This window comes from Stenotrophomonas sp. STEN033 (assembly GCF_056856655.1).
Genome location: NZ_JBXFWM010000001.1, coordinates 39,220 through 57,940 on the forward strand (window position 1 = coordinate 39,220; position 18,721 = coordinate 57,940).

General features: G+C 62.0%; 18 protein-coding genes, 1 tRNA gene and 1 pseudogene. 14 read left to right on the forward strand and 6 right to left on the reverse strand.

The features are described 5' to 3' along the window. Positions 1–87: 87 nt before the first annotated feature. The 5 genes and pseudogenes from pheT to AC1VXC_RS00220 form a co-directional block, all read left to right on the forward strand. Positions 88–2,469, forward strand: a complete 2,382-nt coding sequence (gene pheT / locus AC1VXC_RS00200; RefSeq protein WP_481538871.1) for a phenylalanine--tRNA ligase subunit beta — start codon at positions 88–90, stop codon at positions 2,467–2,469. Between the two features lie 21 nt (positions 2,470–2,490). Next, entirely contained in the window at positions 2,491–2,790 is a 300-nt protein-coding gene (locus tag AC1VXC_RS00205; RefSeq protein WP_232147785.1) for an integration host factor subunit alpha, read from the forward strand. Continuing rightward, on the forward strand, positions 2,771–3,127 hold the full coding sequence (locus AC1VXC_RS00210) for a MerR family transcriptional regulator (RefSeq protein ID WP_057629341.1): 357 nt from the start codon (positions 2,771–2,773) through the stop codon (positions 3,125–3,127). Before AC1VXC_RS00205 ends, AC1VXC_RS00210 begins: the two co-directional genes overlap by 20 nt. A 61-nt stretch (positions 3,128–3,188) precedes the next feature. After that, positions 3,189–3,265, forward strand: a tRNA-Pro gene (locus tag AC1VXC_RS00215). Between the two features lie 99 nt (positions 3,266–3,364). Then, positions 3,365–3,663: pseudogene (locus tag AC1VXC_RS00220) on the forward strand (SOS response-associated peptidase family protein); the annotation flags it as partial. Between the two features lie 28 nt (positions 3,664–3,691). On the opposite strand, the gene AC1VXC_RS00225 reads toward AC1VXC_RS00220, so the two are convergent. Then, positions 3,692–4,486, reverse strand: a complete 795-nt coding sequence (locus AC1VXC_RS00225; RefSeq protein WP_481538870.1) for a hypothetical protein — start codon at positions 4,484–4,486, stop codon at positions 3,692–3,694. 527 nt (positions 4,487–5,013) lie between these two features. Between AC1VXC_RS00225 and AC1VXC_RS00230 the strand changes: the two genes are divergently transcribed. Next, the gene (locus tag AC1VXC_RS00230) at positions 5,014–5,805 is read left to right on the forward strand and encodes a hypothetical protein (protein WP_481538869.1); all 792 of its coding nucleotides are present in this window, start codon (positions 5,014–5,016) and stop codon (positions 5,803–5,805) included. A gap of 1,012 nt (positions 5,806–6,817) precedes the next feature. Here AC1VXC_RS00230 and AC1VXC_RS00235 read toward each other — a convergent pair. Further along, positions 6,818–7,048 carry a DUF1653 domain-containing protein gene (locus AC1VXC_RS00235; protein WP_481538868.1) on the reverse strand — a complete coding sequence of 77 codons (231 nt, stop codon included), beginning with the start codon at positions 7,046–7,048 and terminating at the stop codon, positions 6,818–6,820. A 238-nt stretch (positions 7,049–7,286) separates the two neighbouring features. Between AC1VXC_RS00235 and AC1VXC_RS00240 the strand changes: the two genes are divergently transcribed. The 6 genes from AC1VXC_RS00240 (at position 7,287) to AC1VXC_RS00265 (ending at position 10,381) form a co-directional block, all read left to right on the forward strand. After that, the gene (locus AC1VXC_RS00240; protein ID WP_481538867.1) at positions 7,287–7,556 is read left to right on the forward strand and encodes a putative hemolysin; all 270 of its coding nucleotides are present in this window, start codon (positions 7,287–7,289) and stop codon (positions 7,554–7,556) included. Positions 7,557–7,629: 73 nt separating this feature from the next. Beyond that, positions 7,630–8,094: a cupin domain-containing protein gene (locus tag AC1VXC_RS00245; RefSeq protein WP_481538866.1), complete on the forward strand. Its 465-nt coding sequence runs from the start codon at positions 7,630–7,632 to the stop codon at positions 8,092–8,094. Between the two features lie 239 nt (positions 8,095–8,333). Continuing rightward, a complete protein-coding gene (locus AC1VXC_RS00250; RefSeq protein ID WP_313169560.1) occupies positions 8,334–8,627 on the forward strand; it encodes a hypothetical protein in 294 nt (97 codons plus the stop codon). A gap of 240 nt (positions 8,628–8,867) precedes the next feature. Then, positions 8,868–9,653, forward strand: a complete 786-nt coding sequence (locus AC1VXC_RS00255) for a hypothetical protein (RefSeq protein WP_481538865.1) — start codon at positions 8,868–8,870, stop codon at positions 9,651–9,653. A gap of 171 nt (positions 9,654–9,824) precedes the next feature. Then, on the forward strand, positions 9,825–10,031 hold the full coding sequence (locus AC1VXC_RS00260) for a hypothetical protein (protein ID WP_481538864.1): 207 nt from the start codon (positions 9,825–9,827) through the stop codon (positions 10,029–10,031). After that, the gene (locus tag AC1VXC_RS00265) at positions 10,028–10,381 is read left to right on the forward strand and encodes a low molecular weight protein tyrosine phosphatase family protein (protein WP_313169566.1); all 354 of its coding nucleotides are present in this window, start codon (positions 10,028–10,030) and stop codon (positions 10,379–10,381) included. The genes AC1VXC_RS00260 and AC1VXC_RS00265 overlap by 4 nt, the downstream gene beginning before the upstream one ends. Positions 10,382–10,445: 64 nt before the next feature. On the opposite strand, the gene AC1VXC_RS00270 is transcribed toward AC1VXC_RS00265, so the two are convergent. Further along, entirely contained in the window at positions 10,446–11,432 is a 987-nt protein-coding gene (locus AC1VXC_RS00270; protein ID WP_481538863.1) for a GlxA family transcriptional regulator, read from the reverse strand. On the opposite strand from AC1VXC_RS00270, the gene AC1VXC_RS00275 reads away from it, so the two are divergent. After that, a complete protein-coding gene (locus AC1VXC_RS00275) occupies positions 11,424–12,419 on the forward strand; it encodes an MBL fold metallo-hydrolase (protein WP_482994985.1) in 996 nt (331 codons plus the stop codon). The two genes, AC1VXC_RS00270 and AC1VXC_RS00275, sit on opposite strands and share 9 nt — an antisense overlap. Before the next feature lie 40 nt (positions 12,420–12,459). Continuing rightward, positions 12,460–13,473, forward strand: a complete 1,014-nt coding sequence (locus AC1VXC_RS00280; protein WP_481538361.1) for a TraB/GumN family protein — start codon at positions 12,460–12,462, stop codon at positions 13,471–13,473. A 330-nt stretch (positions 13,474–13,803) separates the two neighbouring features. Here the strand turns inward: AC1VXC_RS00280 and dxs are convergent, their stop codons facing one another. From dxs to AC1VXC_RS00295, 3 genes are all read right to left on the reverse strand, one after another. Beyond that, positions 13,804–15,714, reverse strand: a complete 1,911-nt coding sequence (dxs, locus tag AC1VXC_RS00285) for a 1-deoxy-D-xylulose-5-phosphate synthase (RefSeq protein ID WP_481538359.1) — start codon at positions 15,712–15,714, stop codon at positions 13,804–13,806. A 166-nt stretch (positions 15,715–15,880) separates the two neighbouring features. Further along, the gene (locus AC1VXC_RS00290; protein WP_282266789.1) at positions 15,881–16,546 is read right to left on the reverse strand and encodes an HNH endonuclease; all 666 of its coding nucleotides are present in this window, start codon (positions 16,544–16,546) and stop codon (positions 15,881–15,883) included. Positions 16,547–16,921: 375 nt separating this feature from the next. Continuing rightward, positions 16,922–18,712, reverse strand: coding sequence for an acyl-CoA dehydrogenase C-terminal domain-containing protein (locus AC1VXC_RS00295; protein ID WP_313169574.1), 1,791 nt, complete (start codon positions 18,710–18,712; stop codon positions 16,922–16,924). Positions 18,713–18,721 lie beyond the last annotated feature (9 nt).

The following is an 18,721-nucleotide window of genomic DNA, read 5'->3' on the forward strand; positions in this document are numbered from 1 at the left end:
CAATAACGTTGACCCGCCCCAGGCGCAAAGCGCTGGGCATCAACAAAAAACCGCAACGGGAGGCCTACCTCCCCTCAAGGTAACCACATGAAATTCTCTGAAAGCTGGCTGCGCAGCCACGTACCAACCACTGCTTCGCGCGACGAACTCAGCGCCGTGCTGACCGCCATCGGCCTGGAAGTCGAAGAAGTCACCGCGCTGGGCGCAGGCCTGGACAATGTGGTGGTGGCGCGCATCGTTGAAGCTGCCCGTCATCCGGAAGCCGACCGCCTGCAGATCTGCAAGGTCGACGCCGGCCAGGCCGAACTGCTGCAGATCGTCTGCGGCGCGCCGAATGCGCGCCCGGGTCTGGTCGCGCCGCTGGCCATGGTGGGTGCGCAGATCGGCGAGCTGAAGATCAAGCCGGCCAAGCTGCGCGGCGTGGAATCCAACGGCATGCTGTGCTCGGCCAAGGAACTGGGCCTGGACAACGACGCCTCGGGCCTGCTGGAACTGCCGGACGATGCGCCGGTCGGCACCGCCCTGGTCGAGTATCTCGGCCTGCCGGATGCCAGCATCGAGATCAAGCTGACCCCGAACCGTGCCGACTGCTTCAGTGTGCGTGGCATCGCCTTCGACGTGGCGGCCGCTACCCGCAGCGAAGTGAAGCCGTTTGCCGCCGACGCCGTGCCGGCGGTGGGTACGCGCGAGCTCACCATCCAGCTCGACGCCGGTGCCGAAGCGCCGCGTTACCTCGGCCGCGTGATCGAAGGCGTCAATGCCGCCGCGACCACGCCGCTGTGGATGGCCGAGCGCCTGCGCCGCAGCGGCGTGCGTCCGGTATCGCTGCTGGTGGATATCACCCAGTACGTGATGCTGGAACTCGGCCAGCCGATGCATGCCTACGACCTGGATACGCTGAAGGGCCCGATTGCCGTGCGCCGCTCGCGCGCCGGTGAAGCCCTCAAGCTGCTGGACGGCCGCGACGCCGCGCTGGACGACAGCTTCCTGGTGGTCACCGATGCCGACCGTCCGGTCGGCCTGGCCGGCCTGATGGGCGGCTTCGATACCCGCGTTACCGACGCCACCAGCAAGGTCTTCCTGGAGGCCGCGCACTTCGCCCCGGCGGCGATCATGGGCCGCGGCCGCAAGCTCGGCCTGCACACCGACGCCGGCCACCGCTTCGAGCGTGGCGTTGATCCGCAGCTGCCGCACGTTGCCATCGAATACGCCACCCAGTTGGTGCTGGACCTGGCCGGCGGCACGCCGGCGCCGGTCACCGAGGCCGTGCGCGAGGCCGACCTGCCGGTCGCCGCCAACATCCAGCTGCGCCGCGCCCGCATCCTGCGCGTGCTGGGCATCCAGATTGAAGACGCCGAAGTGGAGCGCATCCTGCGCGCGCTCGGCATGCAGGTCGAGGCGGTTGCCGATGGCTGGACCGTTACCGGTCCGAGCCGTCGTTTCGACATCGCCATCGAAGAAGACCTGATCGAGGAACTGGCCCGTATCCATGGCTACGAGTCGATCCCGACCACCTTGCCGGGCGGCGCTGCACGCATCGCCATGCCCAGCGAAACCCGTCTGGATGACCTCAGTGTGCGCCGCCAGCTGGTGGCCCGCGAAATGCTGGAGACCATCAACTTCGCCTTCGTCGATGCCGAGCTGTTGAAGCAGTGGCAGCAGGACGAGGGACTGGTTGCGCTGGCCAACCCGCTGTCGGCCGAGCTGGCAGTGATGCGCCCGTTGCTGCTGCCGGGTCTGGTGGCCACGCTGGGCCGCAACGTTGCCCGTCAGGCTGGTCGCGTGCGCCTGTTCGAACTTGGCCGCGTGTTCGAGGCGCAGGCCGGGGAGGGCAAGCCCGCACCCAAGGAAACCGTGCGTGTTGCCGCTGCGGTGTGTGGCGATGCCGCCACCCTGCAGTGGGGCGAAAAAGCGCGCAAGGTTGATTTCCACGACCTCAAGGGTGACCTGGAATCGCTGGCTGCCGCCTCCGGTGCGGTGCTGGAGTTCCGCGCCTCGCAGCGTCCTTACGCGCATCCGGCGCGTTCGGCCGATATCTGGCGCGACGGCCAGTGCATCGGCTGGATCGGCCAGTTGCATCCGCGCCTGACCAAGGCCATGGAAGTGGACGTGGACGTGTACGGCTTCGAGCTGGACCTGGCACCGCTGGCGGCGCGTTCGCTGCCGCGTTCCAACGAACTGTCGCGCTTCCCGGCCGTGCGCCGTGACCTGGCCGTGGTCGTAGCTGAATCAGTCAGCTGGGCCGAGCTGTCCGCCACCATCCGCGGCGCCGGCGGCGAGCTGCTGCGCGATGTCGCACTGTTCGACCGGTATGTCGGCCAGGGCGTCGAGCCAGGCTTCAAGAGTTTGGCTATGGGCTTGATTTTGCAGGACAAGTCGCGCACCCTGACGGACCGTGACGTGGAAGCCGTAGTCACCAATGTGGTGGCGGCGATTGATCACGGGCACGGCGCAAAGATCCGTGGCTGAGGCGGGATACAGGGAGCAGGCATGGCATTGACCAAGGCGGAGATGGCGGATCGTTTGTTTGACGAAGTCGGTCTGAACAAGCGTGAGGCCAAGGAGTTTGTCGACGCGTTTTTCGATGTGTTGCGCGATGCATTGCAACAGGGACGTCAGGTGAAGCTGTCGGGCTTCGGCAATTTCGATCTGCGGCGCAAGAACCAGCGCCCGGGTCGCAACCCCAAGACCGGCGAGGAAATTCCGATTTCCGCCCGTACGGTAGTCACCTTCCGTCCGGGCCAGAAGCTCAAGGAGCGGGTGGAGGCATATGCTGGATCCGGGCAGTAACCGCGAACTTCCGCCGATTCCGGCCAAGCGCTACTTCACCATTGGTGAGGTGAGCGAGCTGTGCGACGTCAAGCCGCACGTGCTGCGCTACTGGGAAACCGAGTTTCCCAGCCTTGAGCCGGCCAAGCGCCGTGGCAACCGTCGTTACTATCAGCGCCATGACGTGCTGATGGTCCGGCAGATCCGCGGCCTGCTGTACGAACAGGGCTACACCATCGGTGGCGCCCGCCTGCGACTGGAAGGCGAGGGCGCCCGCGAAGAGTCGGCGCTGAGCAACCAGATCATCAAGCAGGTGCGCATGGAGCTGGAAGAAGTACTGCAACTGCTCCGTCGCTGAACTTTTTTGTGTGAAAACCGGTATAATCACCGGCTCGCCGCAAGGCGAAAGCAGTAACGATCGGGGCGTAGCGCAGCCTGGTAGCGCATCTGCCTGGGGGGCAGAGGGTCGTCGGTTCAAATCCGGCCGTCCCGACCAATTACTGATTTAAGAACAAGGGCTTACGGCATTCGTCGTGAGCCCTTTTTCGTTGTGGTCACTAAGTGTCCACTATTCGTCCATTATCGCGGCAACGAAAACGGGCATAACCGGGTGATCCAATTCACCCCGCGCAACGGAGAGCTGATGCTGGTGGCGTGCTTGTGGTCGCACTGGACCGATCCGAAGGGGAAGGAGCCGGATCTCCTAAGCTTTGCGGCCATCACCGGCGAGCCCGAACCTGGGTCGCTGCCGCAGGCCATGACCGGACGATCATCAACATCAAGCCCGAGCACATCGAGGCCTGGCTAAACCCAGACCCGGAGAACCTGCAGGCGCTATACGCGATCTTCGATGACAAGAGGCACCCCTTCGACGAGCATCTGGTCGCTGCATAGCTCGATCCGCTACGATGGTTTGGGGTAGTTACGTGCTCGATGCCGGGCCGCGGCCGAAGACTGCCTGAAAATGTAGCGACAATTTGTTGCGTAAATCAGGTTCGTCTTCCCAAACGAGATGGATGAACTGCCTAGTATCGAAGTGAAGTTTTGTCACCTCATCTTTGCGTACCGTCCACACAACTGGTCGGCCGAGACCAATGGCAAAACCAGCTTCAAAATAAGCGCCCGCGTTCTGAGTTGTCACATCCGCAATCACTCCATAGCTTGAGCGAATTCCAGCCAGGATGCGGTCATCTATTCTCCCGTTGTGGGGGTCAGTGTCCACGCGCTTTGCGACATAACCTGCATCCATCGCACCGGGCTGAATGCCATCCTTCCATGCGGCTGCGAGCTCGTCCTTGAATGCCATGGCAACAAAAAAGTCAGAGCGATTTCCGTTAGTGGGATTGGTTAGGTGCTCCATGTAGTCCCAGCCTTTCGCCGACGCATTGTACTTTCCGCGCGTGGCTTTCAATAACTCGCGTTCAATCAACGTTTCTAGGTGATAGCGGAGCTCGTCACGATGCGATGCATCGAAGACTACGCCATCACGTTCCGTTAGCTCCACAGATTCGCCAGGATAAGTCGACCTCTTAGCGACGTCCTGAAGCAGTGCATTTTGCTTGTCGGGTACGCTGAGCATTGTTGGGTTCTCCAGTGTGGAGATCAACTCTTTGGTAATGGTAAGGGGGCGGCCCGTCTCGTTCCAGTATCGACGAAGACGTCCGGATAACGTTCTCCGGGAAGACCGATTGACGCCGTCCAACAGCATTTCTGCCATCCCGCTACATTCGTAATGTCTGGCATCGCGGGCAGTAGGAATGTATGAGTTACGATCGCCCCCAATGACAGTGCCAGGCGTTGAGCAAACTTTGCAGGGGCCGATAGTTACATTGATCGCTTCCAAGTTGTTTCACACATTCTGCCTTGTCCGCTCCTTCTGAGGGCAAGCGTTTGTTGGATGTGGATTTGAATCAACTGAGTGGCACCCATTTAGGCGTGCAGATATCCGCGCCCTGGGCCTTCGCGTACGCCCAACAGCCTTCGATTGCCGCTGCTGACCGCGTCTTGGCGATCATTAACATCAAGTCCTAGCACGTGCATGCTTGACTCAACCCGGCCCTGGGCGACCCGCCGGCGCGGTACGCCATCGTCGATGACAAGCGGCACCCGTACTACGAACACATGACCGCGGCATGCTATGGATACTTATTTGTTACGAAGCGGGAGAGTTTTGGGTTTTGACATTTGCGTTGAGTTTTATATAGATTCTGGAGCAGCACTTACTTTCTAGGGAGGTGATGGCCAATGAGTGGCGTAGGTAAGTGGTTCTTTCTTGTGGTGGTAATCGCAGTAGGCGCGGGGATAGCGTTTTTCGTCAATCGAGGCGGCACGTCAGTAGGGGAATCAATCCAGGATGATGTGGCAAGGAAAGGTGTAGATCCGGGAGCAGCAGAGATAGCCGCTATCGATTCGAGTGCGGCTAGTAGAAGAAATTCTGCCCCCTTGTCTCCTGGGGCCGGCGGCGTAAGAGCTAAGCTGGAAAAGGGCTACGAATGGAATTCGGCGAGGCCCGGAGACGCCGCGAACGAAGAGGATGCAGCTTGGTTCAATTCTCGCGGCTATCCCGGACCTGACGTGTATGAATATCTGCATTCGATTCCCCCGGTGGAGCTGAGGCGACTTGCGGATTCCGGAAATGTCACAGCCATGAGTGTTTACGCTCAGACGTTGGCCAAACAACCAGGCAACCGAGCGCAGATCCTAGAGCTTCTGCATCAGGGTGCGGCTACAGGGTCTGTCTACTCGCTGAAGATGGGGGGCGATATTTTCTCTGCTTATCCGAATTATCGTGATCCGGTGATGTCGCTGGTCTATTACCAGTTGCAGGCTCGTGCTGGTGATCATGCCGGTTTTGTGCAGAGCTACATCGCGCAGCAACAGATAAAGCCCGAGCAGGTGCTTGTCGCAAATCTCATGGCCGAGCAAATGTGGAAGAGCTTTGCCGGAACTCAATTGCTCGTTCAGAGCGCTCATGTACGCCCAGGTTACGAAAAGTTCGTCACCACAGCCGCATCTTCAAACAACAATGGAGGTTGATGATGAGAGCTGGAAGATCCTTGAAAAAATCGCTTTTGCTTTCTCTGGGGCTGGTCTCGGGAATGGCTATTGCGTGTAACATAATTTAAGGGGTTTACTTCGATGTAACGTACCCGGGGATTGATATTAGGGACGTCGCAGGTGATGTCGGTGGAGCGCTGCAAGATGATTTCGGAAGTAGGTATGGCAGGGATGTTGAGGTCTCGGGGGTGGTCAGATATACGGCCAAACTCCCGATTATTGGTCTAGCTGGCGGTTTGTACAGCGTTCCCTTTATAAAGCCTTGTGGTAAGACATTCCAAGAAGAGGCCAACGAAAGGTGGCCGCATTCGGCTAGTGTTGTAGGCGGCGGTATTGGCGGTGGCGGCATGTGCGGCGAGGGAATGGGAGGGGGCTTGGAGCAGGGAGTGCTTGGCTATAAGCCTGTTTACAAAACGGCGACAGTGTCCATGCCAGGAGGCGTATCTACGTCACAGACTGTGCTTGTCGGGTATGAGCCAGTTTACGGCATGACCCCTGCGGAAGATTCTATTACGGTGTGCTAAGAGCGTCCGGAGGTGGCTGTTTAGTCGCCTCGCTGAGAAAGTGTTTTCGTGAGGCGGGTGCTGGAGAGGCACGTCTTCTTTCAGCACTCGCTGAATTTAGCGCAAGCATCATTTCCCGGCTCCGCTCCAGCATTGCGGCTTGGTGATGGGGCGAGGGCCAAGTCCGAGGCCGGGGCCGCTCGATCGGACGCTGAAGAGGTTGTGCAGGCTGCACCCTATCGTTGCGCAACCCATTGATACACATAGGCCTGCTCTAGCCAATTTCGCGCAAGATAACTACCCCCATTTTGCTAGTGTTTCCAAAGGTTTGGCTCGGTCAGTGCCAATGCCTGGGGGCAGAGGGTCGTCGGTTCAAATCCGGCCGTCCCGCCGACTACTGCAATACGAACAAGGGCTTGCGCTTCGTTGCGCAGGCCCTTGTTCGTTGTGCACGTGGTTTGCTTCCTGCGCCGTGGCGCATGGAGCCGTCAGCCTTGGTAAGCGAACCTTGGCTGGGACACTCCTTCGACGGTGACCTGTTCAACGAACATGGCATACGGCCTGACCCACAGGCCCTGGTCGCCATACAGGGGCTTGTATAGCACCACTGCTTCCAATGTTTCGCTGCTCCGGGCGAGGCCGACAACTTCGTATTCGCCGCCTTTGAAATGGCGGTAGCGTCCAGGCGCGAGGCTTGGGAGAAGCGGTAGAGCAGACATACATGGCATCGGTATTGGATGGGGCGGATCGTAGCACCCCGAAGAAATCGGTGGCACTGCGCATGGAGAACCTGGCCCATGCGCTCTCGCTAGCAGGTGCCTACAGGCCAAAGTCGGCTTGCATAACCCATACATAGGTAGTGCGTCAGTGCGTCGTTTCGCTCATGCACGCGGGTTTCGGGTCCTCTTGCTAGCCTGTTGATGATCGCCACGATGGGCAGTCGCCCGGGAGTCTTGTATGTCCTTTTCCTTGATCCGCTGCATCGCAATTGTGTCCTTGTTAGGTTTGGCTGCCTGCACCTCGAAGGATGGCTCAAAGAACGAGGTTGCCCCGCACCGTGTGGGCATGGCCAATCCGGCGTCCGAGCATTGTTTGAAGAAGGGCGGGAAAGTTGAAATCAAAAAGAATGTAGAAGGTGGTGAGTACGGCATGTGCCACTTGCCAGATGGCTCACAGGTCGAGGAATGGGAGCTGTTTCGTCGCGACAACCCACCACAGGGGAAGTAATGATGTTGGGGTTCGGGTAATGCAGTGGGGTTGCGGTGTTGCGCAAACACATCTGACCAGGAGGCAGCGGGTGATGAGCGAAGTCGATACATTGGTGGCGCAGTTGCAGCTATTGCCTCATCCGGAGGGCGGGTACTTCCGCCGTTTTCATGAATCGCCGCAACATATCCTTGTTGATGGTTTGGCGCGCCCGGCGTTGACGGCCATCCACTATCTGCTCGGTGCAGGGCTGGGTAGTGCCTGGCATCGCATCGATGCGGAGGAGGTGTGGCAATGGCAGGCAGGAGAGCCGCTACAGCTGTTGCTCTGGGAAGGGGGCAGCTCGCCGATGCAGCAGATCGAACTGGGCGCTGTTGGCAATGGGCGGCAGTCGCTGGCGATCGTACCCAAGGGCGTATGGCAGGCCGCGCGACCGCTGGGTTCGCATGCACTGGTCAGTTGCATGGTCGCGCCGGGCTTTGTGTGGTCGGGCTTTGAGTTGATGGCGCCAGAAAGCGACGACGCGGCGTGGCTGCGGGTGCAGGGCAGTTGGGTATAGGAAGCGATACGACACTCGGGTGAATGCCGGCACTGGATCGATGCACAGGGCGTTGCCGCGTATCGCCTGCCTCGGCGTGGCGATGGAGGCGAGGCAAGGGAAACCTCACTCTGACCCCGGTTTGGGTTGCTGTGAGGAAGCGTGATCCGTTGGGAACTGCCATTGACTGCTCGTTTTGTGTCGCGAGGCCCTCCTACCATGGCCGGGCTTCATTGATGAAGCGTGATCAGGAGACACGAATGATGAAGTTCACTTCTGTGTTGGCTGGTACCGGGCTGGCGGCTTCCATGCTGGCACTTGCTTTGATTCCGGCGAAGGCCGAAGCGCAGCCCAACTGCCCGACATGCCTGCCTGGCTACTATCGGTGCGTGGAAAGCGGTGCCGCTGACTGTGAAGTCCGTTATGCCGTATGCCTGCAATGGTGCGTGGGAAATGCGGCAATGCAGCCCTTGCCCGTGCTTCCCAAGCCTGCCATGAGCCCTGTTCTGCAGACGCTTGCGCTGCCGACATTGCCGTTGTCGGCCAAGGGCTGATTTCCGCTTCAGATAGCCCCACCCTGGTGGGGCTTTCGGAGCGGTGCTTTCCCGAGGTGCAGGCCACCGTCGGTGCTTTCCTTGTGCTTGGGTCGCGCCCTGGCTGACGAACGTGAGTTCCCGAGCGTGGGGCGGATTGCCGCTAGCGCTGCTGTGAGAGCATTCCGCAACCCCGATGCTCATCGGGTCAGGCGAGAGAATTGCCCTTCCTTGCAATCTGGATTTGCAGCTCAGGCTGGCATGTACGAGGATGCGGCAATGTCGAAGCTACCACCCCGCCCGGATCAGCCCATCAGCGTAGAGAATGGTTCGTCCAGCGCGGTCGAGCAGCAGGCGCCCGCATGGTTGCGTGGTCCGCGCTGGCGCCGTTGGCTGATGATCGTTGGCTTGTTCCTGGTTGGTTGGACGGTGCTGTTTGGTGGCTGGATCGGCATCGCGCTGTTGCGCGGCTCGACCGAACGGAATGCGGGAGCCGTTGCCTTCAATATCGTGCTGGTGGTGTTCATGGCTTCGGTCATGTTGCTGCTGCTGCAGCGCGGGCTTTATCGCTGGTTCTGGCACATCGAGCGCAGGCGCGGTCATGGGGGCGTTGGCTTGGACGACAGGATGATGAGGTTCGGAGCGGTGCGAACCGATGCGCCGCCCGTTATACGCTGGCCGTGGCAATTGCGTGCGCGGCATGCGGGCTTCCTGCTCACGGGTATGGCAACGCTGTTGTTCATCTTTCTGCCTTACGACAATCAGCTGGCGATCAGTGGCTTTCTTGCGCGCAACAGTGCGGGCAGGGCGTCGGCCGGAAGCCTGTCCATGTTGTTGTTTGCATGGTTGCCGCTGCTGTCGTTGAGCCTGCTGTCGATGCTGTTGCTGTCACGACAGATGCGGCGCCGGGATGCGGGACTATTGGATGCTGGAGCGAAACTTGTGCTGACGGCGGAGACCAACTGGCTGTTTTCCTTCGCCGCTGCGTTTGCCATGACGATGCTGTTGTGCCGCCTGTTCGGCACGATGGTGGTGCGCTACCTGTAGAAAGCCCAAGTCGGGATCATTTTTTCAGCGACATCCGCGTACGGAAGCAAGTCTTGCTGCCAGACGATGGTCCGATGTTTTATTGGGATTATCGCTGTCATCGGCAATTTTCATTATCATGCGCGCAACTCGTACCGCCGCGGCTGCTGAACCCGGTACTTACGAGAGATGATGATGGACACTGATAGAACACGCGGCTGGAGGCGTTTCCAGGCGCGCAATCATGGCGGCGATCGCCTCGCCCAGACGCCAAAATTCAAGTTCGAAAAGAATTGGAAGCTGATGTACATCCGCAGTGTGAAATGCCTGCGGGCGAAGCAGCTCGGTTTTCCGTATCCGGTACGGACGTGGCGGCAACTGCTTTTGGATGAGTCATGATGCGCCTGCTGTTTGTTTGTAGTCGCAACCAGCTGCGCAGTCCCACAGCCGAAGCGGTGTGGAAGGTGCGGGCGGGATATGAAGCGCGCTCCGCAGGCACCAGCCCGCATGCACGCAGAACCATCAGTCCGGCGGATATCCGCTGGGCTGATGTCATTCTCGTGATGGAAGCCAAGCATCGCGACCGCATGCGCGCAACGTTCACGCGCCTGTTGGAACATAAACGTCTGCATTGCCTGGATATTCCTGACGACTATCGATTCATGGATCCTGTGTTGGTAACACTGCTCGGTGAACGCGTGGCAGCCTGCCTGGCGTCAGAAGGGATAGGCAGCAGCGCGCAGCGCTAGGCCTGCAGTAAGCCGCTGTGTGAATCTCATGCCTGGAAGGGGCGTACCCGATCTGCAGGCAAGGCTAGCGAGAGAACTGCTGCCGGTACTGCAGGGGTGTCAGTTGGGTCAGTGCCTTGAACATCCGCTGCAGGTTCGAGTCGCTGCTGAATCCAAGTTCGTGGCTGATTGTTGAAAGCGGTGCCGAGGTCAGCGTCAGGCGCTCGGCTACCTGCGCCAGTTTGATGCGGCGCAAATATGCTGCTGCGGCCCAGCCGGTTTCGTCCTTCACCTTGCGCGCAAGTGTGCGGCCGGAGATGTCCAGCAGGTCTGCGAGCTTGTCCACGGTCAACTGGTCCGCAGGCAATGCATCAACCGACGCATGCAGTTTGCGCAGCAAGGTGCTGGGTTGCTGGATGAGGCTCAGCGACTGGAATGCATCGTGCGTTTGTGCAGGCCTTGGCAGCACCATCAGCTTGACCAGATCCTGCACGATGGCGGGGCTGACTGTCTGTTCGATCAGATGCTGTGCAATAGGCAGGTAGCCGCTGACGCCGCTTGCGGTGGCGTGTCGCGTTGCATGGATGCAGGTGCTCTCTGCCCGCCAGCGTATCTTCGGATGGCGCTGGCGCAACGTGTCGAGCAGCCACCAGGTGGCGGTGGCGGCTTGTCCGTCCAGGCGCCCACTGGCTGCAGCGAGGCTGACGCCTACGCAGTAGCTCCACAGCTGCGAGCGCTTGGGAAGTCGCGCAAGCGCCCGTATCAGTGCAGCGTTGTTGTGCAGCGTGGCTTCCACCTCGCTGGCGGATTCGGCCCAGAACCCGGGGACGAGCACGGCATCGAGAAGCGGGTCATCGACGCTGCCATGGGCCTGCATTTCCAGACCTTGGCTGCAGATGACCGGCCCGGCTTTCAAGCCGACGAAGCGGGTTTGGAACAGTGGCTGTCCTGTGCGGCGATTGGCTGCGTGCAGCAGATCGGCAAAGCCAAGCAGGCCGGCAGGCATGCAGCCGGGATAGAGCAGGAGGCCGATCTGGCAGGTTCTTGGCATGGCCGGAATTGAGTGGAACATGGCGATTCTTGCCATTATCGATCAGGCGTCGTCGGCTCACCATGGGGGCCTCCTTCCAACGGCCAAGCCATGAAAATCCAGCAGCTCCGCAATGCCACGATCATTGTCGAAATCGGTCCGCATCGGATCCTGGTCGATCCGATGCTGGCGGGCAGGGCGGTGTTGCCGCCGCTGCGGGTGCTCGCCGGTCTGCGGCGCAACCCGCTGGTGGATCTGCCAGCGGAAGCCGAGCCGGCGCTGCAGTCGGTCACCCATTGCCTGATCACCCACTGCCAGAAAGGTCATTTCGATCATCTGGACCGTGCGGGCAAGCGCTGGCTACGTGAGCGGCGCATTCCGGTGATCTGCACGTCGCATGATGCCGTACATCTGGCGGCGCGCGGCTTGAACGTGCAGCCCTTGCCGGAGGCGCATGAACTCACCAGTCCTTTCCTGGGTGGAAGCATTCGCACTATGCCCTGCATGCATGGTCGCGGTGTGATCGGACGTTTCATGGAGCACGGCGTCGGTTATCTGATCGAGATGCCTGGCGAGCCTCGTCTGTATCTGTCTGGCGACACCGTGCTTACACCCGCCATCGAAGACTTCGTGCGCACGCAGCAGCCGGATGTCTGCGTGATCCCCGCCGGCGGCGCGCGGTTTGATCTTGGCGGCGAGATCATCATGGGCTTGGAAGAAGCGTTGGCGTTTGCGCGCATTGCCGACGGCGTTGTTGTTGCCAACCATCTGGAGGCGCTGAGCCATTGCCCGGTGAGCCGGCAGGCGTTGCTGCTGGCTGCAAGGGAGGCGGGGCTGGCGGAGCGCCTGCGGGTTCCAACTGATGGTGAGGTACTCGAATTCCAGGGATTGGTAGTGCCGAGCCAAGCTCGGCAGGGAGCGTTCCCGGTAAAGCCTCTGCCGAGCATGGCTCGGCACTACGTGGTTGGCTGGCAATTCAATGCACTTGAAGAACGATGTTCTAACGCATCGATGCAACGAAATGGCTAATGTCGCCAACCAGATCGTCCCAAGGAAGACAGGTATGTCGTTGGTGCGCAGCTTGCGTGGTTGCTGTCTGTTGATGTGCTTGCTTGCAGGAGGGGTTTCGGCGCAGGAAGTGGAAACGCCAGCAGGCACGGCAGCGGCGCCGATCCGCGATATGGAGGCGGTCGTCGTCCATGGCGTGCAGCACGGACCGGGCTTGTGGCGGGTCAGCAAGGACGGGCATGTGCTTTGGATCCTGGGCACGGTGTCGCCCTTGCCCAACCAGATTGATTGGCGCGCCGAGGAAGTACGTGCGGTGATTGCGCGCTCGGGGCAGGTGTTGCTGTCACCCGGTGTGGTGTTTGACGCCGACGTGGGATTCTTCGGCAAGCTGGCGTTGGCGCCATCGGTCTGGAAGGTGATGCGTAACGAAGACGGCGCGGAGCTGGTCGATGTGCTGGCGCCGCCGCTGTATGCGCGCTGGCATGCGATGAAGCAGCGTTACCTGCCGCGCGACGGCGGGATCGAGCGCAAGCGGCCGATGTTCGCCGCTGCTGAGCTGCAGGCGGCCGCGATGAAATCCATCGGCCTCGGTCAGAAACCTGTGGTCTGGCCGGTGGTGGAAGCTGCTGCGAAGGCGGCGGGAATCACGCCGACGCCAACGAGTTGGAAGATCAAGATCGAGGACCCGAAGGCCGCGGTCCGCGAGTTCCGCGAGGGCGGCATGGATGATGCGGTGTGCCTCGAACGGACCGTGGACTTGGTTGAGAACGATCTGCCGACCTTGGTCGAGCGTGCGAATGCCTGGGCAATGGGTGATGTGGAGGCGTTGCGACGCTCACCCTATGAGGACGCGGGTGCGGCCTGCATGCAGGCGATCACGCAGTCGGGCTTCGTGCGCAATCGCGGCTTCGGTGATCTGAAGGCGGGAGTGCGCCAGCATTGGCTGTCGATTGCGGAGGCTGCCGTGCAGCGCAACGAAGAGACGTTCGCGATGCTGCCGGTGGATCGCTTGCTGGAAGCGGATGGCTATCTGGCGGCACTGCAGGCGCGTGGGTATGAGATTGAGTCGCCCTGAGGAGCAGTGCTGCAATGGCAGTGCGGAGCTGATGCAAGGGCGGCGAGCACCAAGTAGCCCGGGTAAGCGGGAGCGCACCCGGGGCTGCTCGCGGTGATCTAAGCGGCCGCTGGAGAATGACTTTCCCGGGTGCGCTGCGCTTACCCGGGCTACCATGTTGCTGGTTTAAGGGGGCGGCGTAAGCCGCGAAGCTGGGATAGTTCGAGCAGCCAGTTTTCGTATCGCCGGATGGTGCTTTTGCTTCGCGGCTTACGCCGCTCCCACAAAAGAAAAATCCGATGCCAGGGGGCTGGCATCGGATTTCGGGATACTCACAAATTGGGATCCAGCTCAGCTAGCCGCACTCAACGGTGCCGTGCTGTCCTGCAGCTTCGGCCAGCGCTTCAGGATCGCTGCGCGGATGCCGGCGGCGTCAATCCCTGCTTCGGCCAGCAGGTCTTCTCGGCTGGCATGGTGCTGGTAGCTGTCCGGCAAGCCCAGGTGCAGCATCGGCATCACCACGGCTTCGGCGTTGAGCAGTTCGGACACGCCGGAACCGGCACCGCCGGCAACCACGTTGTCCTCGACGGTAACGAAGCCGTCGTGGCTGCGTGCCAATTCCAGCAGCATCGCCTTGTCCAGCGGCTTGATGAAACGCATGTTGACCACGCTCAGGCCCAGCTCGCGGCCAACCTGCTCTGCCGCCGGTACGGCCGCGCCGAAGGCCAGGATGGCCAGGCGGCTGCCCTGCAAGCGCAGCTGTGCCTTGCCGATTTCCAGCGTGGACAGATCGGTGCCAACGGCAGCGCCGGGGCCAGTGCCGCGCGGGTAGCGCACCGCTGCCGGGCCCTTGTACTGCAGGCCGGTGCTGAGCATCTGCCGGCACTCGGCTTCATCGCCCGGTGCCATCACCACCATGTTCGGCACACAGCGCAGGTAGCTCAGGTCGAGGTTGCCGGCGTGGGTGGCACCGTCCGGGCCGACAACGCCGGCACGGTCGATGGCGAACAGCACGTCCAGATCCTGGGTGGCGACGTCATGCACCAGCTGGTCATAAGCGCGCTGCAGGAAGGTGGAGTAGATGGCGACCACGGGCTTGGCGCCCTGCGTGGCCATGCCGGCAGCCAGCGTCACCGCATGTTGTTCGGCGATGGCGACGTCGAAGTAACGTTCCGGGTATTCCTTGCTGAAACGCACCAGCCCGGAGCCTTCGCGCATGGCCGGGGTGATCGCCAGCAACTGCGGCTCGGCGGCGGCGGCATCACACAGCCAGTTGCCGAAGATGTCGGTGTAGGTCGGCTTCTTGGGCGCGCCCTTTTCCGGCAGGCCCTTGCTGGGATCGAACGGGCCGACGGCGTGGTAGCCGATCTGGTCGTCCTCGGCCGGCTCGTAGCCCTTGCCCTTGGTGGTCATGATGTGCAGCAGGTGCGGGCCCTTGGCATCCTTCAGGTGCTTGAGGGTCGACACCAGCAGCGGCAGGTCATGGCCATCGATCGGGCCGGTGTAATGGAAGCCCATCTGCTCGAAGGCGGTGGAGGGCACGAACATGCCTTTCCACTGTTCTTCCCAGCGCTTCACGAAGCGCGCAGGCGGGCTGTGGCGCTTGTCGCCGAGGATCTTCTTGCCGCTCTCGCGCAGGGCGTTGAGCGTGCGGCTGGCGGTTGCCCGGCCCAGCATCTTGGTCAGTCCACCGACGGCTTCGGAGATGGACATGTTGTTGTCGTTGAGGATGACCAGCACGTTCGGCTCGTCGTCCATGCCACCGGCGTGGGCCAGCGCTTCGAAGGCCATGCCGGCAGTCATCGCGCCGTCGCCGATCACCGCGATCACCTTGCGGTCATCGCCCTGGCGCTGGCGCGCGATGGCCATGCCCAGTGCGGCGGAGATCGAGGTCGAGGAGTGGCCGACGCCGAAGGTGTCGAACTCGCTTTCCTCGCGCTTGGGGAACGGCGCAACGCCGTCCTTCTGCTTGACGGTGTGGATGCTGTCGCGACGACCGGTGAGGATCTTGTGCGGGTAGGTCTGGTGGCCCACGTCCCACACCAGCTGGTCGACCGGTGTGTCATACAGATAGTGCAGGGCGACGGTAAGCTCGATCACACCAAGGCCAGCTGCGAAGTGACCGCCGCTCTTGCCCACCGATTCGATCAGGTAGGCGCGCAACTCGCCGGCGATGGCCCCCAGTTCGCTCTCGTCGAACAGACGCAGGTCATCGGGAGTCTTGATGCGCGACAGGCGCGGATAGCTGGCAGAGTCGATCATGGTCTTCGCGTTTCACTCGAAACGGTATTTTCCCCGTCCGGAGAGGGTGGGGCAAGCAAAGCACATCATCAATGAGTGCCGGATGAGGTGGTTTGGCACCAAGCTGAAGGCCGTGTTCAGTCTGGATGGCAGTTTCGCATGAATACGCGTGGCAGCGGTGCGGAGCTCAAAGCCCGCGCTGCAGGGCTTTGCGCGGCAGCTGCGACTTCAGGAAGGCCATCTGGTCGGCGAGGATGTTGCGGTTGGACAGGATCAGGTGCTCGATCCAACTGGGCCGGTACGGCACTGCCAGCAGCGGCATGTTGGCCTGCGCCGGGGTGCGGTTGCTCTTGCGCGAGTTGCAGTGGAAGCAGGCGCTGACCACGTTCTCCCAGGTGTCCTTGCCGCCCTTGGAGACCGGCAGGACGTGGTCGCGGGTCAGCTGCGGGCGGCTGAAGTGCTGGCCGCAATACAGGCAGAGCTGGGCATCGCGGGCGAACAGCGCGGGATTGGTGAGGTTGGGCGTGGGGTCGATCGCGCGCGAGCGGGCGTGGCCGCGCGAAGCGATGATCGGGTGCAGGTCCATGCCGCTGCGCAGGCCGGTCAGCCGCGATATTGCGCCGTGTACGTGCAGGCAGGGATCACCCATGGTCCAGGCAACGGCGCCGCGGGCATACAGGCAGGCAGCGTCCTGCCAGTTGATCCAGTCCAGCACGCGGCCATGCGCATCCAGCGACAGCAGTCGCACGGAACCGAGGCGGTGCAGGGAGGGCGGAAGTGAAAACCCGTCTGTCGGAGCGGAAGTCCCGGCTCCGGTATCGATCAGACTACGCGGTGTAGTGTCTGTCTCCATCGGGTTAACAGCTTATACACGATGCGTGACAGTTTGTGTAAAGGCGGGTGGCGGCCGGCGGTTTTGTGGGAGCGGCGTCAGCCGCGAAGCTAGGGGTGTCTCGGACGCCTGAGAGCTTACCCCTCCCCAGCCCTCCCCTCCGCCTTCGGCGCAAGGGAGGGGGCTCGAAGCAAGAGCTGCCCTCAGCCCAACCCCTCTCCCGCGGGCGGGAGAGGGGCTTCAGGGTCGCAGGCATTCCTGATGGTTCCCTTCTTCCGCGTGCGGGAGAAGGGCTTGCAGATCGCAGGCAGCTTGATCGCTCCCTTCTCCCGCTTGCGGGAGAAGGTGCCCCGAAGGGGCGGATGAGGGGAGCTTTGCCCTGCTTTTGCTATTGGATCAGTCGCCGAAGCGGACCGAATCCATGTCCATCAGCGAGTCGGCACCAGCGGCGATGCCGGCGGCGTGGCTCAGGGTGCGCGGCAGGATGCGGGCGTAGTAGAAACGGGCGGTTTCCAGCTTGGCCTGCTTGAAGGCTTCCGGGTGGCTGGAAGCCTGCGCGGCGACCACCGAGCGTGCCCACCAGTAGGCGACGGCGACGTAGCCGCTGTAGAACAGGTAATCCCAGCTGGCCGCGCCCAGTTCTTCCGGGTTGGCGGCGGCGCGCTGCAGTACGTCAATGGTCAGCTTGCCCCATTCCTTGGCCTTGCCGCCCAACACCGGCAGGAACTCGGCGACGGCTGGGTTGCTGGCATTGGCGGCGATGAACTGCTCGATCTCGGCCAGGAACAGCTTCAGGCCGGCGCCCTGCGAGGCGGCGGTCTTGCGGCCGATCAGGTCCAGCGCCTGGATGCCGGTGGTGCCTTCGTACAAGGTGGTGATGCGGGCGTCGCGGGCGTACTGCTCCATGCCGTGCTCGGCGATGTAGCCGTGGCCGCCGAACACCTGCTGGCCGTTGTAGGTCGCTTCGATGCTCCACTCGGTCAGGCAGGCCTTGACGATGGGGGTGAGGAAGCTGACCAGCGTGTCGGCGTCGGCGCGTGCCTGCGCATCGGCGCTGCTGTGTGCGGCATCGAGCTGGGTGTAAGCGTGTGCGGCGAGCAGGCGGCCACCTTCGGTCAGTGCCTTGGTGGTCAGCAGCATGCGGCGCACATCGGGCTGGGCGATGATCGGATCGGCCGGCTTGTCCGGCTGCACGGCACCCTTGGGTGCGCGTGACTGCAGGCGCTCGCGGGCATAGGCCAGTGCGCCCTGGTAGGCACGCTCGGACTGCGCCAGGCCCTGCACGCCAACGCCAAGGCGGGCGGAGTTCATCATCACGAACATCGCCTGCAGGCCCTTGTGCGGCTGGCCGACGAGGTAGCCCTGGGCGCCGTCGAAGTTCATCACGCAGGTGGACGAACCATGGATGCCCATCTTGTGCTCCAGCGCGCCGCAATGCAGTTCGTTGCGCTCGCCCTGCTTGCCGTCGCGGTCGACCTTGTACTTCGGGGTGACGAACAGCGAGATGCCCTTCGGGCCGGCCGGTGCGTCGGGCAGCTTGGCCAACACCAGGTGCACGATGTTGTCGGCGAGGTCATGCTCGCCGGCGGTGATGAATATCTTGGTGCCGGTGATCGAATAGCTGCCGTCGGCGTTCGGCTCGGCGCGGGTCTTGAGCAGGCCCAGGTCGGTGCCGGCGTGCGGCTCGGTCAGGCACATGGTGCCGGTCCAGTTGCCGGCCACCAGCGGCTTGAGGAAGGCTTCCTTCTGCCAGTCTTCGCCGTAGTGCTTGAGCGCTTCAACCGCACCGTGCGACAGCATCGGGAACAGGCTCCAGGCCAAGTTGGCCGAGGACACCATTTCGCTCAATGCCATGCCCATGGTTTCCGGCATGCCCTGGCCGCCGAAGTCCGGCGATGCGGTCAGGCCGGTCCAGCCACCTTCGACGAACTGCGCATAGGCTTCCTTGAAGCCCGGTGCGGTGGTGACTTCGTTGGTGGCCTTGTCGAGCTTGCAGCCGGTCTGGTCGCCGATCGCATTGAGCGGGGCCAGCACGCTGGTGCTGAAACGGCCGGCTTCTTCCAGTACCGCGTCGATCAGATCGGCGCTGGCGTCTTCGAAACCCATCGATGCAAACAGGGACTCGGCCTTCAAGACGTCGTGCAGGGCGAAACGGAGATCGGTAACAGGGGCTTTGTAGTTGCTCATCAGGCGGCT

Excerpts from the sequence above, each read along its gene's own strand:
- AC1VXC_RS00255 (WP_481538865.1), top strand. The coding sequence starts at position 8,868 with ATGTACGAGGATGCGGCAATGTCGAAGCTACCACCCCGCCCGGATCAG.
- AC1VXC_RS00225 (WP_481538870.1), bottom strand. The coding sequence starts at position 4,486 with ATGGCAGAAATGCTGTTGGACGGCGTCAATCGGTCTTCCCGGAGAACG.
- AC1VXC_RS00235 (WP_481538868.1), bottom strand. The coding sequence starts at position 7,048 with ATGTCTGCTCTACCGCTTCTCCCAAGCCTCGCGCCTGGACGCTACCGC.
- pheT (WP_481538871.1), top strand. The coding sequence starts at position 88 with ATGAAATTCTCTGAAAGCTGGCTGCGCAGCCACGTACCAACCACTGCT.
- AC1VXC_RS00270 (WP_481538863.1), bottom strand. The coding sequence starts at position 11,432 with ATGTTCCACTCAATTCCGGCCATGCCAAGAACCTGCCAGATCGGCCTC.
- AC1VXC_RS00250 (WP_313169560.1), top strand. The coding sequence starts at position 8,334 with ATGATGAAGTTCACTTCTGTGTTGGCTGGTACCGGGCTGGCGGCTTCC.
- AC1VXC_RS00205 (WP_232147785.1), top strand. The coding sequence starts at position 2,491 with ATGGCATTGACCAAGGCGGAGATGGCGGATCGTTTGTTTGACGAAGTC.
- AC1VXC_RS00240 (WP_481538867.1), top strand. The coding sequence starts at position 7,287 with ATGTCCTTTTCCTTGATCCGCTGCATCGCAATTGTGTCCTTGTTAGGT.
- AC1VXC_RS00230 (WP_481538869.1), top strand. The coding sequence starts at position 5,014 with ATGAGTGGCGTAGGTAAGTGGTTCTTTCTTGTGGTGGTAATCGCAGTA.
- AC1VXC_RS00295 (WP_313169574.1), bottom strand. The coding sequence starts at position 18,712 with ATGAGCAACTACAAAGCCCCTGTTACCGATCTCCGTTTCGCCCTGCAC.
- AC1VXC_RS00260 (WP_481538864.1), top strand. The coding sequence starts at position 9,825 with ATGATGGACACTGATAGAACACGCGGCTGGAGGCGTTTCCAGGCGCGC.
- dxs (WP_481538359.1), bottom strand. The coding sequence starts at position 15,714 with ATGATCGACTCTGCCAGCTATCCGCGCCTGTCGCGCATCAAGACTCCC.
- AC1VXC_RS00210 (WP_057629341.1), top strand. The coding sequence starts at position 2,771 with ATGCTGGATCCGGGCAGTAACCGCGAACTTCCGCCGATTCCGGCCAAG.
- AC1VXC_RS00290 (WP_282266789.1), bottom strand. The coding sequence starts at position 16,546 with ATGGAGACAGACACTACACCGCGTAGTCTGATCGATACCGGAGCCGGG.
- AC1VXC_RS00245 (WP_481538866.1), top strand. The coding sequence starts at position 7,630 with ATGAGCGAAGTCGATACATTGGTGGCGCAGTTGCAGCTATTGCCTCAT.
- AC1VXC_RS00265 (WP_313169566.1), top strand. The coding sequence starts at position 10,028 with ATGATGCGCCTGCTGTTTGTTTGTAGTCGCAACCAGCTGCGCAGTCCC.